General features: G+C 29.3%; 16 protein-coding genes and 1 CRISPR repeat array (1 of these 17 running past the window's edge). Of the genes, 10 read left to right on the forward strand and 6 right to left on the reverse strand.

Annotation, left to right across the window (positions count from 1 at the left end; all coding sequences use genetic code 11):
• Positions 1-2034: direct repeats of the CRISPR family, unit length 29 nt; unit sequence GTTTTTCATTAACTATGTGGTATGTAAAT; it begins 219 nt to the left of the window's first position.
• Between the two features lie 450 nt (positions 2035-2484).
• A complete protein-coding gene (locus tag B3086_RS06530; protein WP_346893004.1) occupies positions 2485-2922 on the reverse strand; it encodes a GNAT family N-acetyltransferase in 438 nt (145 codons plus the stop codon).
• A 583-nt stretch (positions 2923-3505) separates the two neighbouring features.
• Between B3086_RS06530 and B3086_RS06535 the strand changes: the two genes are divergently transcribed.
• The 4 genes from B3086_RS06535 to B3086_RS06550 all read left to right on the forward strand — a co-directional run bounded on the left by B3086_RS06535 (position 3506) and on the right by B3086_RS06550 (position 7507).
• Positions 3506-3940 (forward strand): DUF3788 family protein, encoded by a 435-nt coding sequence (locus B3086_RS06535; RefSeq protein ID WP_346879393.1) that lies wholly within the window; start codon positions 3506-3508, stop codon positions 3938-3940.
• A gap of 260 nt (positions 3941-4200) precedes the next feature.
• Positions 4201-4638 carry a helix-turn-helix domain-containing protein gene (locus tag B3086_RS06540; RefSeq protein ID WP_414632274.1) on the forward strand — a complete coding sequence of 146 codons (438 nt, stop codon included), beginning with the start codon at positions 4201-4203 and terminating at the stop codon, positions 4636-4638.
• A gap of 26 nt (positions 4639-4664) precedes the next feature.
• On the forward strand, positions 4665-5420 hold the full coding sequence (locus B3086_RS06545) for an ABC transporter ATP-binding protein (protein ID WP_346893008.1): 756 nt from the start codon (positions 4665-4667) through the stop codon (positions 5418-5420).
• A gap of 113 nt (positions 5421-5533) precedes the next feature.
• Entirely contained in the window at positions 5534-7507 is a 1974-nt protein-coding gene (locus tag B3086_RS06550; RefSeq protein WP_346893010.1) for an ABC transporter permease, read from the forward strand.
• Between the two features lie 199 nt (positions 7508-7706).
• Here the strand turns inward: B3086_RS06550 and B3086_RS06555 are convergent, their stop codons facing one another.
• The 5 genes from B3086_RS06555 to B3086_RS06575 all read right to left on the reverse strand — a co-directional run bounded on the left by B3086_RS06555 (position 7707) and on the right by B3086_RS06575 (position 13042).
• Complete coding sequence (locus B3086_RS06555; RefSeq protein WP_346893012.1) at positions 7707-8567, reverse strand: site-2 protease family protein; 861 nt, start codon at positions 8565-8567, stop codon at positions 7707-7709.
• A gap of 100 nt (positions 8568-8667) precedes the next feature.
• Complete coding sequence (locus tag B3086_RS06560; protein ID WP_346876808.1) at positions 8668-9384, reverse strand: flavodoxin family protein; 717 nt, start codon at positions 9382-9384, stop codon at positions 8668-8670.
• Positions 9385-9398: 14 nt separating this feature from the next.
• The gene (lanM, locus tag B3086_RS06565; RefSeq protein ID WP_346893014.1) at positions 9399-12452 is read right to left on the reverse strand and encodes a type 2 lanthipeptide synthetase LanM; all 3054 of its coding nucleotides are present in this window, start codon (positions 12450-12452) and stop codon (positions 9399-9401) included.
• Positions 12453-12610: 158 nt separating this feature from the next.
• Positions 12611-12799 (reverse strand): lichenicidin A2 family type 2 lantibiotic, encoded by a 189-nt coding sequence (locus tag B3086_RS06570; RefSeq protein WP_346846774.1) that lies wholly within the window; start codon positions 12797-12799, stop codon positions 12611-12613.
• Positions 12800-12820: 21 nt separating this feature from the next.
• Positions 12821-13042: a lichenicidin A2 family type 2 lantibiotic gene (locus tag B3086_RS06575; RefSeq protein ID WP_346846775.1), complete on the reverse strand. Its 222-nt coding sequence runs from the start codon at positions 13040-13042 to the stop codon at positions 12821-12823.
• 426 nt (positions 13043-13468) lie between these two features.
• Between B3086_RS06575 and B3086_RS06580 the strand changes: the two genes are divergently transcribed.
• From B3086_RS06580 to B3086_RS06605, 6 genes are all read left to right on the forward strand, one after another.
• The gene (locus tag B3086_RS06580; protein ID WP_346893016.1) at positions 13469-15640 is read left to right on the forward strand and encodes a peptidase domain-containing ABC transporter; all 2172 of its coding nucleotides are present in this window, start codon (positions 13469-13471) and stop codon (positions 15638-15640) included.
• Between the two features lie 156 nt (positions 15641-15796).
• Positions 15797-16444 (forward strand): TetR/AcrR family transcriptional regulator, encoded by a 648-nt coding sequence (locus B3086_RS06585; protein WP_346846777.1) that lies wholly within the window; start codon positions 15797-15799, stop codon positions 16442-16444.
• Between the two features lie 78 nt (positions 16445-16522).
• Complete coding sequence (locus B3086_RS06590) at positions 16523-17245, forward strand: ABC transporter ATP-binding protein (protein ID WP_346846778.1); 723 nt, start codon at positions 16523-16525, stop codon at positions 17243-17245.
• A complete protein-coding gene (locus tag B3086_RS06595; protein WP_346893019.1) occupies positions 17245-17994 on the forward strand; it encodes a hypothetical protein in 750 nt (249 codons plus the stop codon). The genes B3086_RS06590 and B3086_RS06595 overlap by 1 nt, the downstream gene beginning before the upstream one ends.
• Position 17995: 1 nt before the next feature.
• Positions 17996-19234 carry an MFS transporter gene (locus tag B3086_RS06600; RefSeq protein WP_346890807.1) on the forward strand — a complete coding sequence of 413 codons (1239 nt, stop codon included), beginning with the start codon at positions 17996-17998 and terminating at the stop codon, positions 19232-19234.
• 214 nt (positions 19235-19448) lie between these two features.
• Positions 19449-20252, forward strand: a complete 804-nt coding sequence (locus B3086_RS06605; protein WP_346879384.1) for a RelA/SpoT domain-containing protein — start codon at positions 19449-19451, stop codon at positions 20250-20252.
• Positions 20253-20283 lie beyond the last annotated feature (31 nt).

Raw genomic sequence — 20283 nt, forward strand, 5'->3', positions numbered from 1 at the left:
AAATAAGCAGTACAATATGTTTGTATTGAGTTATATTCTAAGTTTTTCATTAACTATGTGGTATGTAAATAGAGATTGATTTCTGGGATAGAGATATAAACGATAGGTTTTTCATTAACTATGTGGTATGTAAATCTAGTTGGACAGATGGATGCAGCAGCAGGAGGAAGCAAGTTTTTCATTAACTATGTGGTATGTAAATTTGATTTAAAGACCCTTCAATTCAAAACCTTACACTCGTTTTTCATTAACTATGTGGTATGTAAATGGATCTAGATTAAAGAATTTAGTATCAATATTTATATGTTTTTCATTAACTATGTGGTATGTAAATACTTTAGCAATTTGACTAAGTTTGTTTACAGATAAAGTTTTTCATTAACTATGTGGTATGTAAATCAAAAATGAAAAGCGAAAGTGATTTATCTGTTATGGAGTTTTTCATTAACTATGTGGTATGTAAATTAAGTACAGATAAAATTACCTACAATGCACCATATGCGTTTTTCATTAACTATGTGGTATGTAAATATGAATAACATAGACAAAATAAAGGAATTAGAGTCTGTTTTTCATTAACTATGTGGTATGTAAATGTAGCACCAAGCCTAGTAAGAAATGCAGATACGTATGGTTTTTCATTAACTATGTGGTATGTAAATCTATTTAATATTGAATGTGATGAATTAATGGATAAAGGTTTTTCATTAACTATGTGGTATGTAAATTAAATTATCACGCTGAAAAGCTAAAGGCTGCATATCCGTTTTTCATTAACTATGTGGTATGTAAATCAATACTTTATTAAGTTGGTTAGTATAAGCAATAGTGTTTTTCATTAACTATGTGGTATGTAAATGGAGCACCAACCGCAGAAGAACTCCGAAGGGCAGAAGTTTTTCATTAACTATGTGGTATGTAAATGATACAGAAGAGAGTCATCTATATAAAGATTGGGAAGTTTTTCATTAACTATGTGGTATGTAAATAGAGTTGAAGTCTATTTGATTTAATAAACTAAAATGGGTTTTTCATTAACTATGTGGTATGTAAATAAGGCTACAGGTACAGAAACTTATTGTTATGACTTAGTTTTTCATTAACTATGTGGTATGTAAATTCGGATACAGTCCCATTGTCCTCAGTAATATTACTTGTTTTTCATTAACTATGTGGTATGTAAATATACTAAAACATTTAAAAATATGATTAATGAACTTAAGTTTTTCATTAACTATGTGGTATGTAAATAGGGTTTATAAATGGAGCTAAAGCAAAATTAAAAGCGTTTTTCATTAACTATGTGGTATGTAAATTAAACTAGTTAATTTAAATTCTACCCCTTTAAAAAGTTTTTCATTAACTATGTGGTATGTAAATAGAGATATTCCAAACAAATTATTTATGTCACTGACTAGTTTTTCATTAACTATGTGGTATGTAAATGGAAAAGGCGTTAGGAATAACCAGGCGTATATACTAGGTTTTTCATTAACTATGTGGTATGTAAATAGAATGAGAGGGTAATAACAATGAACGAATATGTTAGGTTTTTCATTAACTATGTGGTATGTAAATTTGGGGTGGACAATATTGAAATGTGGAGTTTTTATTGTTTTTCATTAACTATGTGGTATGTAAATGTGTAGGTAATACGAAAGCCTATAACAAGAAAAGACGTTTTTCATTAACTATGTGGTATGTAAATGCAACTTAAAATGAAAGGGGTAAATGAGAATGAAAGTTTTTCATTAACTATGTGGTATGTAAATTTGAAGAAAAAATAGTTAGTGAATATACCGGTTATAGTTTTTCATTAACTATGTGGTATGTAAATTTGCTTGTAATCCTAATTTAGTTGACATTGAAGCATAGTTTTTCATTAACTATGTGGTATGTAAATACATAAAAATGGAGCGTGGTACTATGCAGAAGGATTCGTTTTTCATTAACTATGTGGTATGTAAATTTAATTACAGCCTGTTCTGCTCTACTTATTTCCCTAGTTTTTCATTAACTATGTAGATATTAAATTTGTGACTTTTTAAAAAATTAAAAAAGAAGTAAAACAGATTATTATAAATATTTTAAGAAAAAAGCTTAAATATATTCAAGTAAATATGATATAAGCTGTAAATAACTTACATCAAAAAAATTTTAATCAAAAAAATCCTCCCACATCACCCCCTAAAATATATACATATTTAAATATATCCCTAGTTAAATATAGAAAATTTTATATAGTTTAATAGGGATATATTTAAAATTTTACCTAGGAAACTAGTTAAATATGAACCTAGTTAACTATATAACTAGTTAACTAGTTGTTGGCGCTGTGAGGGTTTGCGAGTTTTTTGAATATTTTTTATATGTATTTTAATAATTTAATAGGAACAAAATTTATTCATTTTGTTCCTAATTTGGGGAATGGGTAACATTTTAGTGATGACGTGTCTTGTTGGAGTCACTTGCTCATGGTTTTATTTATAATTGTACTATCATTACATTTTCATCCCATATTATTTCATCAGTTTCTTTAAAACCAACACTTTCATATAACTTCTTTGCAGATATATTTTGGGGAGAAACTGTTGTATAGAATTTTATATTGCCATATTCAACTTTTATTAAGTCAAGCAATTTTAGCATTGATTTTTTTCCTAATCCTTTACCTTGAAACTTTTTATCAATCATAAACCTAAGTAACATTGGTTTACTCGTATCTTCTTCAATTCCATATAAAAGAAGTCCAATTAGCATATCATCATCATAAATGCATTTTGCATTCCAATTTTCATATAATAAACTTAAAATGATTGAGTTATAATTTGGTGCAACAATTCCTTCTTGTTCTTTATAAACCTCTAAATTATTACATTCATACCAATTTTCTTTTGTTACTTGTTTTAGCATAATTCCCATAGAGTTTCCTCCCTATTTTTAGATTTGAGATAATAAAATCAAATAAATCTCTAGATGTTATTTTGATTTGTTATGGTTTACATATACGACCTATTTATTAGTGTATCATTATAGTAAATGTAATACAAATTATTATAAAATATTGAAATATATCCCTTATACAGCAAGAGGAAAACAATCCTTTGAAGACTAGAAACTTATGAACCTTTATTTAACTCAAAAAGAGAAACACTATAATGAATAGCTATAAGTATTTATGCGACAAGTTATTGACAACTTACGTATAATATATATATGATAATACATAATAGTAAAAAATTATGCTATTTAATTTTAATCCGATGACTATCAGCTCTAATACTCCTATCGCACTCTGTGAAAGCGATTAGCACCAAATCAGAGATTTGGGCTCTCTGCTTTTCTTCAAGGTTGGAGTAAAGAGCTGTTACGTCCCTGGATAAGGATTTCCCCTAAAGGACAACGACTTCTAAGTATCAAAAATACTGATACTGAGAATTCTGTTAGTAAAGCTTTAGAGAAGCTTATAACTCTCTTTATATAATATATGATTGGAGAAGTTGATATGAGTAATAGGATGTTAGATAAAAATAATATACCTACGGAAAAAGAGATTTTTGAATTCATTGGAAATGATACGAAAAAGTTATTGAAGCAATTTGAAGAAACCTTTGATAAACAATATGATATGCAAAAGGAATTAAAGTTCCCATTTGGAAATAATTACGGTTGGGGATATAAGTATTCCCATAAAACCAAGCACTTATGTTATATCTTTTTTGAAAGTGGCGATATAGATGTAATGATGCAAATAAGTTCAAAAGATAAGGAAAAACTCAATGAAGTAATTAATGGGGGTTTATCTTTAACTAAAGAATTATGGAAGAATAAATATCCTTGTAGTGATGGTGGATGGATTAATTACAGACCTAAAACAAAGGAAGATATAGAAGAGATAATAAGATTATTAGCTTTTAAAAAGAAGCCTGTTGTAAAGTAATACTAAATTTAATCTCCGCTCTTTACCTATTATTTGAAGTCCTTCACTGGCAAATTTATTAGAATAGATTATTAATTGATTAAAAGAGTTGTTCTTTGCAGGAGGGGCACTTTTTTTCTTTGCTTTTAACTTCTATATCAAGACTAAGGAATCTAAGCTTAATTTTTAATTGATGCAACCACTGGTTTACAGCAAAAGTAACTAATATATGCTTGTATAATAGCAAATAGATAGAGATAATTATACATGAGGTGATTACTTTGAATTTTAAAGAAAATCTAAAAAAATTAAGGAAAGAAAAAAATATATCACAAGAACAACTTGCAGAAAAGTTAAATATATCACGTCAAGCAATTTCAAAGTGGGAATCAGGTAAAGCATATCCAGATATAGATAACCTTATATTATTAAGGGATATATTTAATGTTAGTTTAGATGAGTTGATAGTTAATGAAAAGGCAGATAAAGAAAAAAGCATAAATCAAGAAGAGCATGTATCTAGTGATAATAGTGATAGTTATGATGAAGAGGATGAGGATGAAGATTCAGTAAATTTAATGCTTGGAGGTTTTATAATCGGGACAGGTGTTGGTGTGATTACAGGGAATTTTATGTGGGGAACTGCAGGGACTTTTATAGGTATGGGAATAGGATATGTGTTAGAAGTTATTAGAAGAAAGAATAAAGAAAAGAGATAATTTTATTTTTTAGCGGGGTATGGTGTATGGAAATATTAAAAGTTAATGGGTTAACTAAAGTATATGCTTCATTTAAGGGAGCTAAAGAAGTTAGTGCTTTAAATGGGTTAAATTTCACTATTAATAGTGGTGAATTTGTAGGCATAATGGGGCCAAGTGGAAGTGGAAAGAGTACTTTACTTAACATTCTCTCAGGTGTAGATAAGGGTACTTCAGGTAATGTGATTATTAATAATAATGATATTAGTGAAATGAAAAAGGACAAACTTGCTTTATTTAGAAGAAAAAATATTGGATATATTTTTCAAGAGTTTAATTTATTAGATAGTTTAACTGTTGAAGAGAATATATCATTACCTCTTATATTAGATAAGAAAGATCAAAGTGAAATAGAAAATCGTTTAAATGATCTTATGAAGTATTTTAATATATTAGATTTAAAGAAAAAGTATCCTTATAATATTTCAGGTGGTCAAAGGCAAAGAGTTGCTGCTGCAAGAGCACTAATTAATAATCCTAGTATAATCTTTGCAGATGAGCCAACAGGAAATTTAGATTCAAAATCGGCAAATGATGTTATGACAACTATAGCCAAAATGAATGATGAAAAAAGTAGTACAGTGTTAATGGTAACCCATGATCCCTTTGCAGCTTCTTTCTGTAAAAGAATTATATTTATAAAAGATGGAAAAATAAAAATGGAAATTACCTCTGATGGGAACCGAAAGAAATTATTTGATAAAATTCTAGAAGTTCAAAGTCTTATAGGAGGAGATAATTAATGACCTTTCATGCTATCATAAAAAAGAACTTTTTCTATAATTTTTATAAATATATATCCTTCTATTTTGTTAATTCCTTAATATGCGCAATGCTATTTATGTATGGAAGTTTAATGTACAATTCTGACATAATCAGAGGTGTTGGGAAAACATCAACATATGACATAGTAAAGTTGGCATTAGTGGGAATTATCATATTTTCTATAGTTTTTATTACTTATACCAATGTATACTTTTTGAAAAATAGAGGTAAAGAATTTGGTGTGTATTTAACATTAGGAATGACATACAAAGATTTAACTAAAATGGTTATTATGGAAAACATCGGGGTTATGATAGCTTCTCTAGTTACGGGAATTGTTAGTGGCACAGTTTTGGGGAGAATGTTCTATATGGCTCTAAATAAAATGGTTAGTGGAGCTAATATCCAGTACACATTGAATTATGAGAGCTTTTTATTAAGTGCTGGTGTATTTGCAATAATATTTTTAGGAAATGTAATATTCAACATATTTTACCTTAGAAGTATATCTATTGTTGAAGGAATTAAAGCTGATGTAAAAAAGGAAGTTGGACATACTAATGTATTTATTGGCGTAGTAACTATATTGATTTTTGTGGCAGCTTTATATTATTTACCTATTATTATCCTAAAGGGAAATATTGAGGATGTTGCACCTATAATATTAGGATTATTTTTAGTAATTATAATTTGTCCATATATAATAATTGGTGCAATCATTACCTTGATCAAAGCTATTTTAAAGAAGTTTCCTAATATATATAATAAGAACTTGTTGGTTTTAAGCAATTTATCTCATAGATTTTTAGCATATAAAAACATATTGTTTATTACTTCTCTACTATTAGCTGGAGCTATGCTATTTGTAGGATATAGTTATTCAATTTATGTTTCAACTAGAGAATATATTTCAAATGAAAATCCATATGATATTATGTTTGTTGAAAGTAATAAGTATAACAGTGTAAATAGAGAAGATGTTATAAATGTTGTTAAAGATAATGGTGGAAGCGTAAATGAATACAAAGAATTAGAATATATTGAAGTACCTCTTTTTAAGGAAGAATCGGGTAATCTTAGTGTCTTAAATACTAGACATTCAGTAATTAGCCAGTCAAACTATAATAAACATATGGGAATAAATATTAATATTAAACCTAATGAGGCATTATATGTTAGTGTTGAAAATGAAAGTAAAGACTATAAGATTCCAAATCTGATTTTTTTAACTCTTAAGGATAATAATCTAGAAATAGTGAATAAGTTAGCACTAAAACATGGGACTTTGATAGAGAAAGAACAATTTGATGACCTTGTTAATGAATCTCACACTTTGAAAATAAACGCTGATAAAATTAGAAAAGAAAAAGGTGTGCAATTCACTAATTTTAGGTATGGTGGAGAATATGATTCAGGATTCGCATTTATTCTTAACGATAATGACTATAATATGATAAAGAAAAATGTAAAAGAAGGAGCAATTAAAAACTTACATTTAATGAATGTAAGAAATAAAGATGTTGCCTTTAAAGGGTTACTAAACTATTTAAAAGGTGTTAACGATTTAGATAGCACCTATTGGAATGAAGGGCAGCTATGGGGTGGTAAGATATCTGAGGATAAAAGAGGAACCTTGGAAGCATATAGGCCACTTTATAGAGAAGAGTTAATCAGAATGCAATTAGATGATAATGGTATGTTATTATTCACCACAATTTTTATAGGAATACTATTTCTTATAACTAATGGAGTAGTGTTATATTATAAAGTAATTTCTGATGTTAATGAAGAGAGAAAAAGAAACAGTATCCTATTTAAAGTTGGAATTTTGGAGAATGAAGTAAAATCGGTAATTAAGAAGGAGTTAAGAATAATTTTCTTTGTTCCCATATTTATAGGAGGAATGTTAGGGGTATATTTCTTATATATTATGGTATTTAATAGTGGGATGACTGAACTGTTAATGAAGAAGTCAATTATTACTCTTCTTTTAGAAATTTTAATTCAGTTTATATTCTATAAAATAAGTAAAAATAAATATATAAAGGAAGTAACTAGTGTTTAATCAATAGAAAATACTTCTACTAAATTTAAGGCATGGGATTATAGGATAATCACCATGCCTTTAAAATCATTATCATGGAAAGCTATTTACAGAAATAATTTCACACTCTATTACTACGATTCCTGGAATAGATTTAAAAGACTGAAATTAAGCCAATGATATTAAATTACCATCGGCTTATACAATAAATACTCTAAAGCTACCTTATCCTAGACAGAATAGTATCAATGTACTCTCTAAATCGATTGTCTATAGTCGCTCTTTGATATTCTTTTGCTGTTTTTATTAATTGTGATTTGTCAAAATCATTGAAGTTTTCTATATCTGCATTTTTCTCTAGTAAAGTAAGCAATTTTAATTGAAAATCTACGACTTCAATATAACTCTTTGCTTCCATCCTGTTAGTTTTATTTTGCTTTTTCATAATATTGATAATTTCCATAAAGTAATCTTTTCCTAAGTCATAATTACTGTTTTTTATATAGTGTAATGCTAATAGACTACCGCAAGTGAAAATATCACTTATGTCTTCATGGTTATTAAATACTTGAAATAAATTATCTATTTCAGCCTCTGTTAACTCACTAGCATCAATATCACTTAAATATATATTTTGGAGCCAAACTTTATTTTTAATGCCCTTATCATTTTTTAGTAATAAAAGTGCCATCCATCCATCGTTTCCTTCAAAGGGCAGTGACGTTGCTAATGCAATAACAAAATTGATTATACCAAAGGTGGTAATAACTGTTTTAAAGTAAAATTCAGTTTCTATTCTACTTATAAGAATGGCAGGAATAAATAATAATAAATTAGTAAATATGCCCCCTAAATAATAGAGTGAAAAATTCCTTGATACCTGGTTTTTATCAATGCATTTAAACATTTGACATAAGCCATTACTTAAGGAAAAAATGCTATTTTCTTTAAGTTTAACCTTGTTATTCACAACACAAATTTTTATGGGCCCAGCATAAAGGGATTCCAGCTTCATTCCTATGATTTTACCAAAGGCAAAATGTCCAAGTTCGTGGAAAGTAACGGCGATTAAAAATAACAAATAGTAAAGGGTTATTTCATTTATTATTGTTATCCGTAGAAAAAAACTAATTAAATTTAATAATATTAGTATTAAAAGAAAACTTGTATAGTTGAAAAATTTATTCATTATGGCTGTTATCCTTAATTAAAAGTTCTGAAAAACTGTTTGCATTAAAATATCCGTGACTATCCCAATATTTATATTCGTAATGTTCTTTAGGGAAAAACAAATAAGTATACTTTAATTGCTGAAACATAGCCTCTTGCATTGGAGAGGATTCTAAAACAATATTTCCTTCAAGAGCATCTTTTATGATACTTCTTATTGATTGGAGCTTATGAAAAATCTCCTCCTGTGTATCATATGCAAAGAAAGTTTCATTTGAAATAATTACTGCTCCCATATACTGAAACATTTTAGTTAAATAATCATTAACAAAGCTTTCACCATTTGTATCTGTTGTGGTTAGTATTATAACTGGCTTTCCTAACAATTTAAAAATGTGCAACCAATAAGAAAGTCTGTCAAAAATTAGTTTAACATCAGAGGTTACATTATGGGCATACACTGGTGAACTAATAATTATTAAATCTGCAGATAAAAGTAGTTGTTTAAGTTCACTACCTTTATCATCTTTAAGATTATCAAAAATACAAATACCATTACTAAAACAATTTTTACATCCAGAGCAAGGATTAAGGCAATATTTTGTTGGGTCTAAAATAGTATTATTGTATTCACTTTCTACATTGAGTTCATTGAAAATCTCTTCAACATATTTATAGGTTCGAGTATTTAAATTACGTGTACCTATTAGTGTTACAATATTTTTCATATAATATCACCTCTCTAACTTAATACTGAAGGAACAATTTCAGGATTAATCAAACGAATTAGCTCAAATAAAATACCAGTTTCTCCAGTGAATAATCCTATTGAAGAAATATGCTCAAGTTGTTTCAAATGGAATTTACCCTTTGCCTTTTGGGTTGTCATAATCTTGTTCATTATTGTTTTTGCCATGTCATAATCATGTAAATCCAATGTTAAAGAATATCTAGTCAAGAAATATTCTACTAAACCTGAATTACCATGGCATAAACAATCATTTTGGAACATGGCTGACTTCATAATATGGTCATTGATTTTTTCAATTTCTTCTAAAACTTCAGTATAATCTAAATTTGCTTTTTTCATAGTTTTGCAAATTTCAATACGAGAAATTGCCAGACCAGTTAAACCTCTACACCATGATAGTGGCATTTCTTCATAATTGGAGTAGAGATGCTTGTCCTTATCTAATATATCGGCTGCAAAATTAAGGTACTTTATTGACTTTGTAATACTATACAATTTATAGAATATTAAAGAAATAGGTCCTAAGCCATGTGCAAAACCAGCCTGAAAATCCTTTACCTCATCTTTTTTAAAGCATGCTAATATTTTTTCAGCATAGGTGATAATATGGGATAAGTATGTTGTATCATGAGAGTTATCATATAATCTAATTAAAGAATTTACAAGGGAAGTTGCTCCATTAAGATAATCAACATCAATTTCAATATTATTCTCTAATTTTTTTAAATACTTATTTATATAACCTTTAACTTTACTTTTTTGTAAATCTTCTTTTTCTAAGAAGGATGCCATGTGTATAAAACTAAAGGTGCTGGTATATCCAATATTTTTTTCAACATATATTATTTGATCTTCCGTATTACACTCATCAATTATTTTTTCAAAATAGCTATAATATTTGGTCTCATTTGTTACTTTATATAAATAGTACATAGCTAATGCAATTCCATAAACACCGTCATAAAAGTCTGCTGATATAACATTATAGGAGTCTTCTTCATATTTACTTGTGTTTACTGTCATCCATAGAAGGAGATCCTCACTTTTAATTCGCTCAGATAATATTTTTTTGCTAAGATTAATAGCACATTCTAAGAAAGTGTTTTCAGTTGAAGAATTTTCTTTAAGGGATTGTACTGTCATTTCATATTCCTTAATTTTATTAGGTATATCATAGTTTCCATATGCTAATTCTATTAAGGAAACTTGTTTCAAGATATCTTCATTACTAATCCTTATAATATGCTCTATAAGATACTCATATGAAGTTTTTGAAGTAAACTCTCCCAGATTTCTATTTGAGCTATATATTTCTAATCCATGGGTGTAATAAGAAAAATAAGGAACATCATTAAACATCATATCTTCAATTTCACTAATAATAAATGTTGAATTGTTAAATTCAATGCTCCACATGTTTTCTAATATTTTTTCTCTATCTAACATATCAGATAAAAAGTCAGGATGATAGGAGTGACCCAATATCTTAGCATATTGATTAGTATTTCGTAATAATTGCCTTACCTTTAACCCTTTAAAGCTTTTAAACACATCTGAATTTAAAATTTCTTCTCTATTATTTATAAAATAATTACATATAGTAGTAAAGCCATCAATTACGTTATTTTTATATTTTTTAAAATCAATCTGTTTTAATGGGAGATTTTGGCTTCCTGGTAGTACAGCAGTTTCTTCTACAAATCTAATCTCATCAGTATTAAGATTAGTGATTTGTAGTACCTTTTCATCAAGGGTTTTCTCTGCTCCAGATAAAGCACTAATGTCTATTCCCTTACTGTTATCACTATTTTTAAGTCTGCTAGTTAATAGCATTATTCTATCAATATTTTCAAACACTTTTCGTTTGATTAGCTGTGTAGTTTTATCATTATCCTTACCATTGAATAATGTAGGTTGCTGCACTATTGTTTCTAAGTCAATAATAACTGGATGTTCGCCATGGGCAATTAAATTTTCCATATGCATATCAGTGCCGTTAAGAAGATACATAAGACCTAATAAATAACCAAATCTTGTATAATATCTTTTTACTTCCTCTTCTGATTGACAATCTATATGATCAATAAAATCTTCATAGCCATGATCATTGACAGCAAGAGAATTTACAGTTTTCAAAGGCAGAATTGGAGCTCTATCGTTAAGATAATCACATAACTTAGAAAATGCAATATTTACATGTAAATTCTTTGGCTTATACAATATTTTTCTATTATTTTCAAAAGCTAATGTCATTACCGTTTTATTTCCATTATGTGAATCACCGAGTCCGTAATATATTGTATCAATAATAAAATCTTTTTCATCTATATGAAAATGGCTCTTTAGCTTTATTTTATCTTCATTAATATGGTCAAATACTTCAATGGTATTCTTAATAAACATTGTGGTCATTTCTACAAGAACACGAGCTAATACTGGATATTTATCAAAGAAATTTAGAATGTCTTCTGGATTTTCATATTTGCTAATAAAATATTTATATCTGTCCTCAGTAGTATCTCCAAGAAGAAGGCCTTTTTCTCTTTGCATATTAATTTCAAGGGTAATAGCCTTTATTCCTATGTCACTAATTTGTGAAAAAAAGGATAATAAAATAGACTGAATTGATTCTTGTTTAATAAATTTGATTATTTCTGGTTTAAGCTTACTTCTGATTTCTTTATCAGCATATATTATATAATATCTTAATAAATATGAAAGTTTTGTGTTATCAAAATCAATACATGAGTTGGATAATTCATGTATTTCAATGAGCTTATTATACCAATCAGAATTTTTTGTATAGTCTATGTATAATTCTTTTAATTCCTGATTTGGATTTTTCTCAACAGCAAATGAAAAAATATTTTGGTTATACTTATTTATTTCTAGCATCTTTGAAAATTCAGCATTACTTAATATAGACATATCATTTCGCCAAAGCATAAAAGCTTCTTTATTAAAGTTATTTTTATATTTTAATTGATTTTCTATTATTGAATATCTTTCTTTTATAGTAAGTGCATTATAAAAATTATAGTACATAATATTTTCTCCTCTACCTATTTAGTTACGTACTTCCACAACCTACACAATGCTAAAAGTGGGTACTTTTATTTAGTTATAAATTTTATATTATTACATAAGTAAGAGGTGATGGTGAGCCAACACCTCTTACTTATGATTATTCTATATTTTAATTATTATTTATTGTCCTTACCGCATTTAGTCACTGCAGAACCAAGGTATGAGCCTACAAAAGTTATTAATGCAGAGCATACCATGGTAGATTGAGGTTCTGACATTCCACGTCCACCATAAACGTCCATTAATTCTTTTTCTGACAATTCCTTTAAACTCTTTCCAACAATTTTATCTTGTTTCATTTCCATAACCAGTCTCCTTATTTTTTATTAGCCTAAGCAGTCTTTGTTATATGAAAGAATACCACTTATAGCAGATGCAGATGCAGATATGCACGCCTTTGAGCTTTTTGTTACAAATTTTGATATTGCACTAACAACAGTAGCTGGTGTACCATTTGTTTCAGATGAAGCACCATATATATCTTGCATTTCATTTTGTGACATTTCCCTTAAGCTCTTTCCACAAATTTCATTTGACATTTTTTGCATTTTTATTTCCCCCCCTTTTAATTTGTTAAATTCATCTAACATGCATGTACTTTTGAATTTACATGTTAAATATATCACGAAGATTTTATAATTTCAATATTGTTTACATATTATTAAATATTTTACATTTTTGTTTTTATATATAATATGATATATTAAAATTGAATTATTGTATTTACAAGGTTTCCCAAATAATAGCCATATAAATCTTGTAAATTAAATTATTTATTTCTCATCAGAGCAATGTTTAATTTTTAACAAGTACACAACATGTAAAAAGTACAGTATATATTATTTACAGCAAAAGAAGATTACATTGACAATTTTACATATATTTGGGATAATACAACCATAATTTTTAAATAAATAAGGGTGCTTTTTTATTTATTTAGCTCTTTAAGTTAATGGAAAGGGATGGACACAAATATGGGAAAGTTAAGTTTAGTAGAACAATCTGAACATAGTGAATGTGGTATTGCTTGTATAACAATGATATTAAATTATTGGGGCATTAAATCTACATTAAATGAAATAAGGGATCATTATGGGGTTCCTAGGGGAGGTTTGAGTCTATACAATTTAATTGAGATCATATCTGATCATGGGATAAAAGGTAAAGCCTATAAAATTAACTCAGATGATTTGATGTCGTCAAAAATTAAACATCCAATTATTATTCTATGGAATAATAATCATTTTGTTGTGGTTAAAAGTATTAAAAATAAAGTAACATTATTTGATCCTGATAAGGGAATTTTGAAGGTTTCAAAAATGGAATTTGAAGAATCATTTAGCCAGGTTATTCTTAGTTTTGAACCAACTGATATGATTATTGATACGGGGAAAAAACAGAAACAATCACATGTAGAGACTTTGCAAAAAATCATTATGAATTTCTTTGTAAAGCAAAAAAAATCACTAATATTCTTACTTGTATCAATGATAATTTTACAGTTATTTTCAATAATTGTGCCTACCTTTATTAGACTTCTCATTGATGGCAACAATGTTGTAAGATCACTACTTCAAAGAACTTTATTAATAGTGCCTGGGTTTATTATAATTTTTATAATTTATACTCTGATGCAATTTTTAAATGACTTATTGCTGGCAGAATTAAAATATAATTTTAATGGAAAGATGATAGATAAGCTAATTAAGAAGATTTCGGAAATCCAATTTAAGTATTTTATAAATCGTGCCTCTGGTGATTGGATTTATCGAGCAAATTTAATAAGTTACATTCAGCAATTACTAAGCCAACAATTTTTAAAATCAATAATTGAAATTATTTTAGTAGTTGTATATCTCTTTATAATGTATTCTTATTCTCCAATTCTTACTTTCATAACTGTTGGAATAGGTGCTATTATCATTTTTTCATCCTTATTCTACACAAAAATGCTATTTAATTTTAATAGCAAAGAAATGATTTTGCAGAATCAAACTCAAAATATTATTATTGAACTTTTTGAAGGAATGGAAACAATAAAATCTCTAAACCTAGAAAATATTTTTCTAAAGAGATGGTCAGAAAAATTCAAGCTAGAACGCGATCTTACTTTAAAGAAGGATATAAAAATTTCTGTCTTAGGTAGTTTTATAAGTTCAATATATTACTTTACTCCTATTATTTTAATATTGATTGGTACAACATTAATTTATGGACAAGGAGTATTTTCAATAACCCTTGGAAAATTAATAGGGTTTATAACTTTATCTCAATCTTTTCTCTCACCCTTGAATGGGGTTATGAGTACATTTATACAGATGACTGTTATTAAGATACAGTTTAAAAAGATAAATGAAATATTTGCTATAAACTCTACAAAACATCTTAATTCAGATACACACATGCTAGAAAGAATTGATCACATTGATTCTTATAGGTTAGAAAATATATCTTTTAAACATTCAATATTTGATAGGCTAATACTAAATAATATTAATCTATCCATCCATAAAAATGATAAAATTGCTGTGGTAGGTTCAAGTGGTTCTGGGAAGAGCACATTATTAAAAATTCTTGATAATTTATTAGAACCTACTGAAGGTGAGATCTATATTAATAATCTAACTATAGATAAATACTCTAAAGAGGCTATTAAAGATGCTATAGGAATGGTTAATCAAAATCCTATTATATTTAATGAAAGCATTCTTTACAATATTACCCTTGGAGAAGAAAATTATGATCCTGATTTTTTACAACGAGTTATTTGTGATTCAACTTTAGATACATTGATAAAAGAATTACCAATGGGATTATCTACTACCATATCAGATCAAGGAATGAATTTATCTGGAGGTCAAAAACAAAAAATAATACTGGCCAGAATATTATTTAGAAACACTAAGATGCTACTATTAGATGAACCAACCAGTGCCCTTGATTCTTTATCAGAAACTAAAATAATTGATAATCTCTTAAAAAAATCAATTCCATGTATATTAGTATCGCATAAAGCAAATTTAGTTAAGCGATTCGATAAAATCATTGTGATTTCAAGTGGAACTATAATGGAGTGCGGTAATCATGAGAGTTTGATTAAAAAACAAGGTATTTATGCAGAAATGTTTGCAGCAGAAAAAGAATAATTTCTTATTAGGTGCAATCTACAAATTTCATAGAACCATATTGAATGACAAATACTATAGTTTATTATATTTAGATTAATAGTATATTAGTGCTTGACAAGAAAAATCATCAATGATAACATAGATACCAACGGTAGGTATGGAGGTGGATGCTGTATGGCACGAAATAAATATCCAGAAGAAACAGTTAACCTAATCTTAGAGGCAGCCTTAAAGCTCTTTATAGAAAAAGGTTATGAACACACTTCAATTCAAGATATCATCAATAATTTAGGGGGGCTTTCCAAGGGGGCAATCTATCATCATTTTAAATCCAAGGAGGAAATTTTTCAATCAGTATGTGAGAAAATTGGCAATGAAAACACAGCTTATTTCAATAAACTCCGTGATGACAAGACAATGACTGGCTATGAAAAGCTAAAAATGATGATTAAAGCCGGCTACGCTAATCCGGGTAGTAATGCGATTATAGCAATGTCAAACAAAATTATGAATGATCCTAAATTTGTGATGAAACAAGTTATAGAAATCTATGAATTGATTGTCCCATGCTATATAGAGCCTATCATCAACGAGGGAATAAGTGATGGTTCAATTGAAACCGCTTATCCAAAGGAACTTGCTGAGGTGATCATTACACTAATGAACATTTGGGTAAACCCTGCCATTGCAAAATCTACACCTGAAGAAATGCGTAGGAAAATGGAATTTTTCAGTGTGATTTTGAATGGAATAGGAATTGATATTTTAGATACAGAGACTATCTTACAATATGTTGAGTACAGTAGTCGCTACAATGGGTAGAAATAACTGCTCCTCAGGGGGCAGAATATTTTTGGTAAAATACATACCGAACGTCGGTATATGAATAAGGAGAAGTATATGGAACATCAATTTGCAGTGCATACAAACAGACTATGCAAGGAATTTTATGGCAAGACCGTATTAAATCGTCTAGAAATGAAAGTTAAACAGGGTGAGATTTATGGCATATTAGGTGTAAATGGAGCGGGGAAAACAACCCTCTTAAAGCTTATGGCTGGGCTGCTTGAGCCAACTGAGGGTGGTGCATATGTTCTGGCAAAAAATGCTTGGGCCCAACGAGACCAGGTACTCGGTAACATCGGTAGTCTTATTGAGGTACCATATTTTTATGAGCATCTGAATGCTACTCACAATTTGTCCATTCATCTTAGATATATGGGGATGGATGCAGATATATCAAAAGCCCTTGAACGTGTCGGTCTTGGTGATGTGGGCGATAAACCAGTATCAAAGTTTTCTCTTGGCATGCGTCAGCGTTTAGGCATTGCTAGAAGTATGATACATAGTCCCAAGGTATTGCTCCTTGATGAGCCCATTAATGGACTTGATCCTGTTGCAATTAAGGAAATGAGAGATTTATTTATTTCCCTTAAAAATCAAGGGATGACAATTTTACTTTCAAGTCATATTTTAAGCGAAGTTATACAAACCGTTGAAAGAGTTGCGATCATTGCAAATGGCACGTTAACCCTTGAAGCTAATGTGAAGGACTTAATTGTAGAGCATGAAAACAATCTTGAAGATTTCTTAATTGAAAAAATGAGAGGAGGGAAATTATAATGATAAAACTTATAAATTTAGAACTTGAAAGAAACAAAATTAGATCTTATATTGTGGCATCCTTTCTTATCTTGATTTTTGGATTTGGATTTTGCTTTTTAACAGCATATATACCACAAATTGAACAATCACAGCAGATGATCCAAATTAGAGGAGGCGTTTCCCTGCCTACAGATTTGAGTATGTTTAGTCAATGGAATAATTTTATATCTTTGATTTCCATACTGTTTGTTGCTGCATTCGGTGTCTTATCTGCTATCATGCACGCTAAATTTACAGTTGAAGAATATACTGGGAAAAGAGCAATTCTATTGTTCTCATACCCAATAAAGCGAAGCAAAATTCTCTTTGCGAAATGCAGCTTTGTGTTTTTCTTTATTGCCATTGCGGTATCTATATGTAATATTGTTGCAATCAGTATGGTTGCTTTTTTATCAAATACTTTTCACATTTTACCCAATATGTTTACAGGTGAAATGTGGCCAAACCTACTTGTTACAACAGGAGTTTCAGCACTGCTGGCAGCTTCAATAGGTCTTATAGCAATGCGTATAGGATTTTGGAGGAAGTCATTGGTAGCTACTGTAGTAACATCCTTTCTGTTAATTATTCCATTTGGCAATATGATGTCGTTTGTACCTGAAAATTCTTTGCAAATCAGGCTAATAGGAATGGTTGTTTTACTAGTGTTAGGTCTTGTAGTATTTATGGAGCTGTTGTCAAAGGTAAATAAGATGGAGGCATTGTAATATGGAACAAACAAAACTATTTAATAGGAACTTTACACTTGTAGTAATCGGACAAATCATTTCAATGTTTGGTAATGCAATCTTGCGATTTGCGCTTCCTCTCTATCTTTTGCGAGAAACAGGCTCAGCATCTCTTTTCGGAATTGTAACAGCGTCCTCCTTTCTTCCCATGATTTTTCTCTCATTTTTAGGAGGTATTTTGGCTGACAGAGTGAACAAGCGAAATATCATGGTAGCACTTGATTTTTTAACGGCAAGCATTGTTTTTCTGTTCTTTATGGCTCTTGGAAAACTGCCCATAGTTCCACTGTTTATTGCTGTTTTAATGTTGCTTTATGGCATTAGTGGCACCTATCAGCCAACAGTGCAAGCAAGTATTCCATTGCTGGTTTCAGGAGATAAAATTTTATCAGCAGGTGCGGTAGTCAACCAGGTTGGTGCACTGGCAGGGCTTTTGGGGCCTATTATTGGTGGTATGTTATTTGGTGCTTTTGGCATTGTACCCATCCTTCTCATTAGTATTGCTTGCTTTGCTGCCTCTGCTATAATGGAGATTTTTATACACATACCCTTTGAAAAAAGAAATAATGCAATGAAAATATCTGCAATTATAAAAAGTGACTTTCTTGACAGCACAAATTATATGAAAAAAGAAAAACCGGTCCTCATTAATATCATTGGTCTGGCTACTATTTTCAATCTGGTACTATCATCAATGCTGATTGTTGGCATGCCTATTCTAATTATTGGCATACTTAAAATGAGTGATGAGCTGCTTGGGTTTTCACAGGGAGCCATGGCACTTGGCGGACTTTGCGGAGGAATCTTAACCGCTGTATTCAGCAAAAAACTAAAGCTTACAAGTTCACACATTTTGATGTTTCTTTGCAGCCTATCTGTGGGGGTCATGGCAATTCCACTGCTACTAGGCATGGCAAATATGGTCAGTTATGTAGTAATTACAGCCACAAGCTTTGTCATCATGGCACTTGCCACAATGTTCAGTGTACAGATGATTGCAGCAGTTCAAAGTGAAACACCGCCAGAGCTTGTGGGAAAAGTAATCGCAGTGATGATTTCTCTCTCCATGTGTGCACAACCGATTGGGCAAGCCATATATGGGGTAGCTTTTGATCAATTTTCAAATCATACAGGGATTATTCTGCTAGTGGTTGGAATTCTATCTGCAGCCATCTCCCTTACATCAAAGGATATATTTAAAAATATGGATGCATCATGATAGTTCTTATTATGAGCAATCCCTCTAAAACTAACCTAAAGTCCCTACTAAAGTAAAGTTTGTTTTAGTAGGGACGTGATAATGCTATTTTTTACGTTTTTCTATGGGCAATACAATTTGCTATCTTTTATCACTTTGCGTTACAATAAGTTTAAAATATCATAAAATATATTTATTATGGACAAAATAAGTAAAACTGAAGGTGGCAAGATTTATGATTTTAGATAAAGAAACTTTTTTAAGTAAATATCATCTTAAGAATGAAGAGATTATAAAGAGTGGAATAGTTTGGGACACTTTAGAAGAAATATATATGGATTTCAATATGTATAAAGAGACTTATGAGACACAAGCAGAATTTATAGCAAATACACTTAGGGCACATAAGAAAATACATACGGTAAAATCTAGAGTAAAGGATTCTGAAAGGCTTATTGAAAAGATTATTAGAAAGACAGAGGATAGAAAATCAAAGTATGGAGAGGATTTTCAATTTTCCGTTTCTAACTATAAAGAAGAGATAAATGATTTGATAGGTATTAGAGCCATACATATATTCAAGGATGATTGGGAAGATATACATAATTATATTCTGGGAACTTGGAAGGTTGTTGAGATAACTGCTAATGTACGAGAAGGGGATGATACAAAAATATTTGAGGAATTAAATATACAAATTAATTCTAGAAAATCAGGATACCGTTCTGTCCATTATCTTATAGAATTTTTTCCAACTAATCAAAAGGTTATAGCGGAAATTCAAGTAAGAACCATATTTGAAGAAGGTTATGGAGAGATTGACCATCAACTTAGATATTCTCACAAAGAGATCCCAGAGGTCTTAAAATTAAATCTTTTGCTATTTAACCGTATAGCAGGAAGTTCCGATGAGATGGCATCCTTTATAAATATGTTAAGCAAAAACTTGATGGAAATGGAACAAAAGTATGAAAAGATTATAGATCTTAAGGATAAAGAGATAGAGGATTTAAAAAGACAGGTAACGATAAATAAATAAATGTTACTAACACCAATAATTGTCAGGTAGT

Source organism: Clostridium sp. UBA871 (genome assembly GCF_002295255.1).
GTDB classification, from domain to species: Bacteria; Bacillota; Clostridia; order Clostridiales; family Clostridiaceae; genus Clostridium_J; species Clostridium_J sulfidigenes.

Bases quoted from the DNA above. Each gene is read 5' to 3' on its own strand.
- B3086_RS06530 (WP_346893004.1), bottom strand. From the start codon at position 2,922: ATGGGAATTATGCTAAAACAAGTAACAAAAGAAAATTGGTATGAATGT.
- B3086_RS06535 (WP_346879393.1), top strand. From the start codon at position 3,506: ATGAGTAATAGGATGTTAGATAAAAATAATATACCTACGGAAAAAGAG.
- B3086_RS06545 (WP_346893008.1), top strand. From the start codon at position 4,665: ATGGAAATATTAAAAGTTAATGGGTTAACTAAAGTATATGCTTCATTT.
- B3086_RS06550 (WP_346893010.1), top strand. From the start codon at position 5,534: ATGTACAATTCTGACATAATCAGAGGTGTTGGGAAAACATCAACATAT.
- B3086_RS06560 (WP_346876808.1), bottom strand. From the start codon at position 9,384: ATGAAAAATATTGTAACACTAATAGGTACACGTAATTTAAATACTCGA.
- lanM (WP_346893014.1), bottom strand. From the start codon at position 12,452: ATGTACTATAATTTTTATAATGCACTTACTATAAAAGAAAGATATTCA.
- B3086_RS06570 (WP_346846774.1), bottom strand. From the start codon at position 12,799: ATGGAAATGAAACAAGATAAAATTGTTGGAAAGAGTTTAAAGGAATTG.
- B3086_RS06575 (WP_346846775.1), bottom strand. From the start codon at position 13,042: ATGCAAAAAATGTCAAATGAAATTTGTGGAAAGAGCTTAAGGGAAATG.
- B3086_RS06580 (WP_346893016.1), top strand. From the start codon at position 13,469: ATGGGAAAGTTAAGTTTAGTAGAACAATCTGAACATAGTGAATGTGGT.
- B3086_RS06585 (WP_346846777.1), top strand. From the start codon at position 15,797: ATGGCACGAAATAAATATCCAGAAGAAACAGTTAACCTAATCTTAGAG.
- B3086_RS06590 (WP_346846778.1), top strand. From the start codon at position 16,523: ATGGAACATCAATTTGCAGTGCATACAAACAGACTATGCAAGGAATTT.
- B3086_RS06595 (WP_346893019.1), top strand. From the start codon at position 17,245: ATGATAAAACTTATAAATTTAGAACTTGAAAGAAACAAAATTAGATCT.
- B3086_RS06600 (WP_346890807.1), top strand. From the start codon at position 17,996: ATGGAACAAACAAAACTATTTAATAGGAACTTTACACTTGTAGTAATC.
- B3086_RS06605 (WP_346879384.1), top strand. From the start codon at position 19,449: ATGATTTTAGATAAAGAAACTTTTTTAAGTAAATATCATCTTAAGAAT.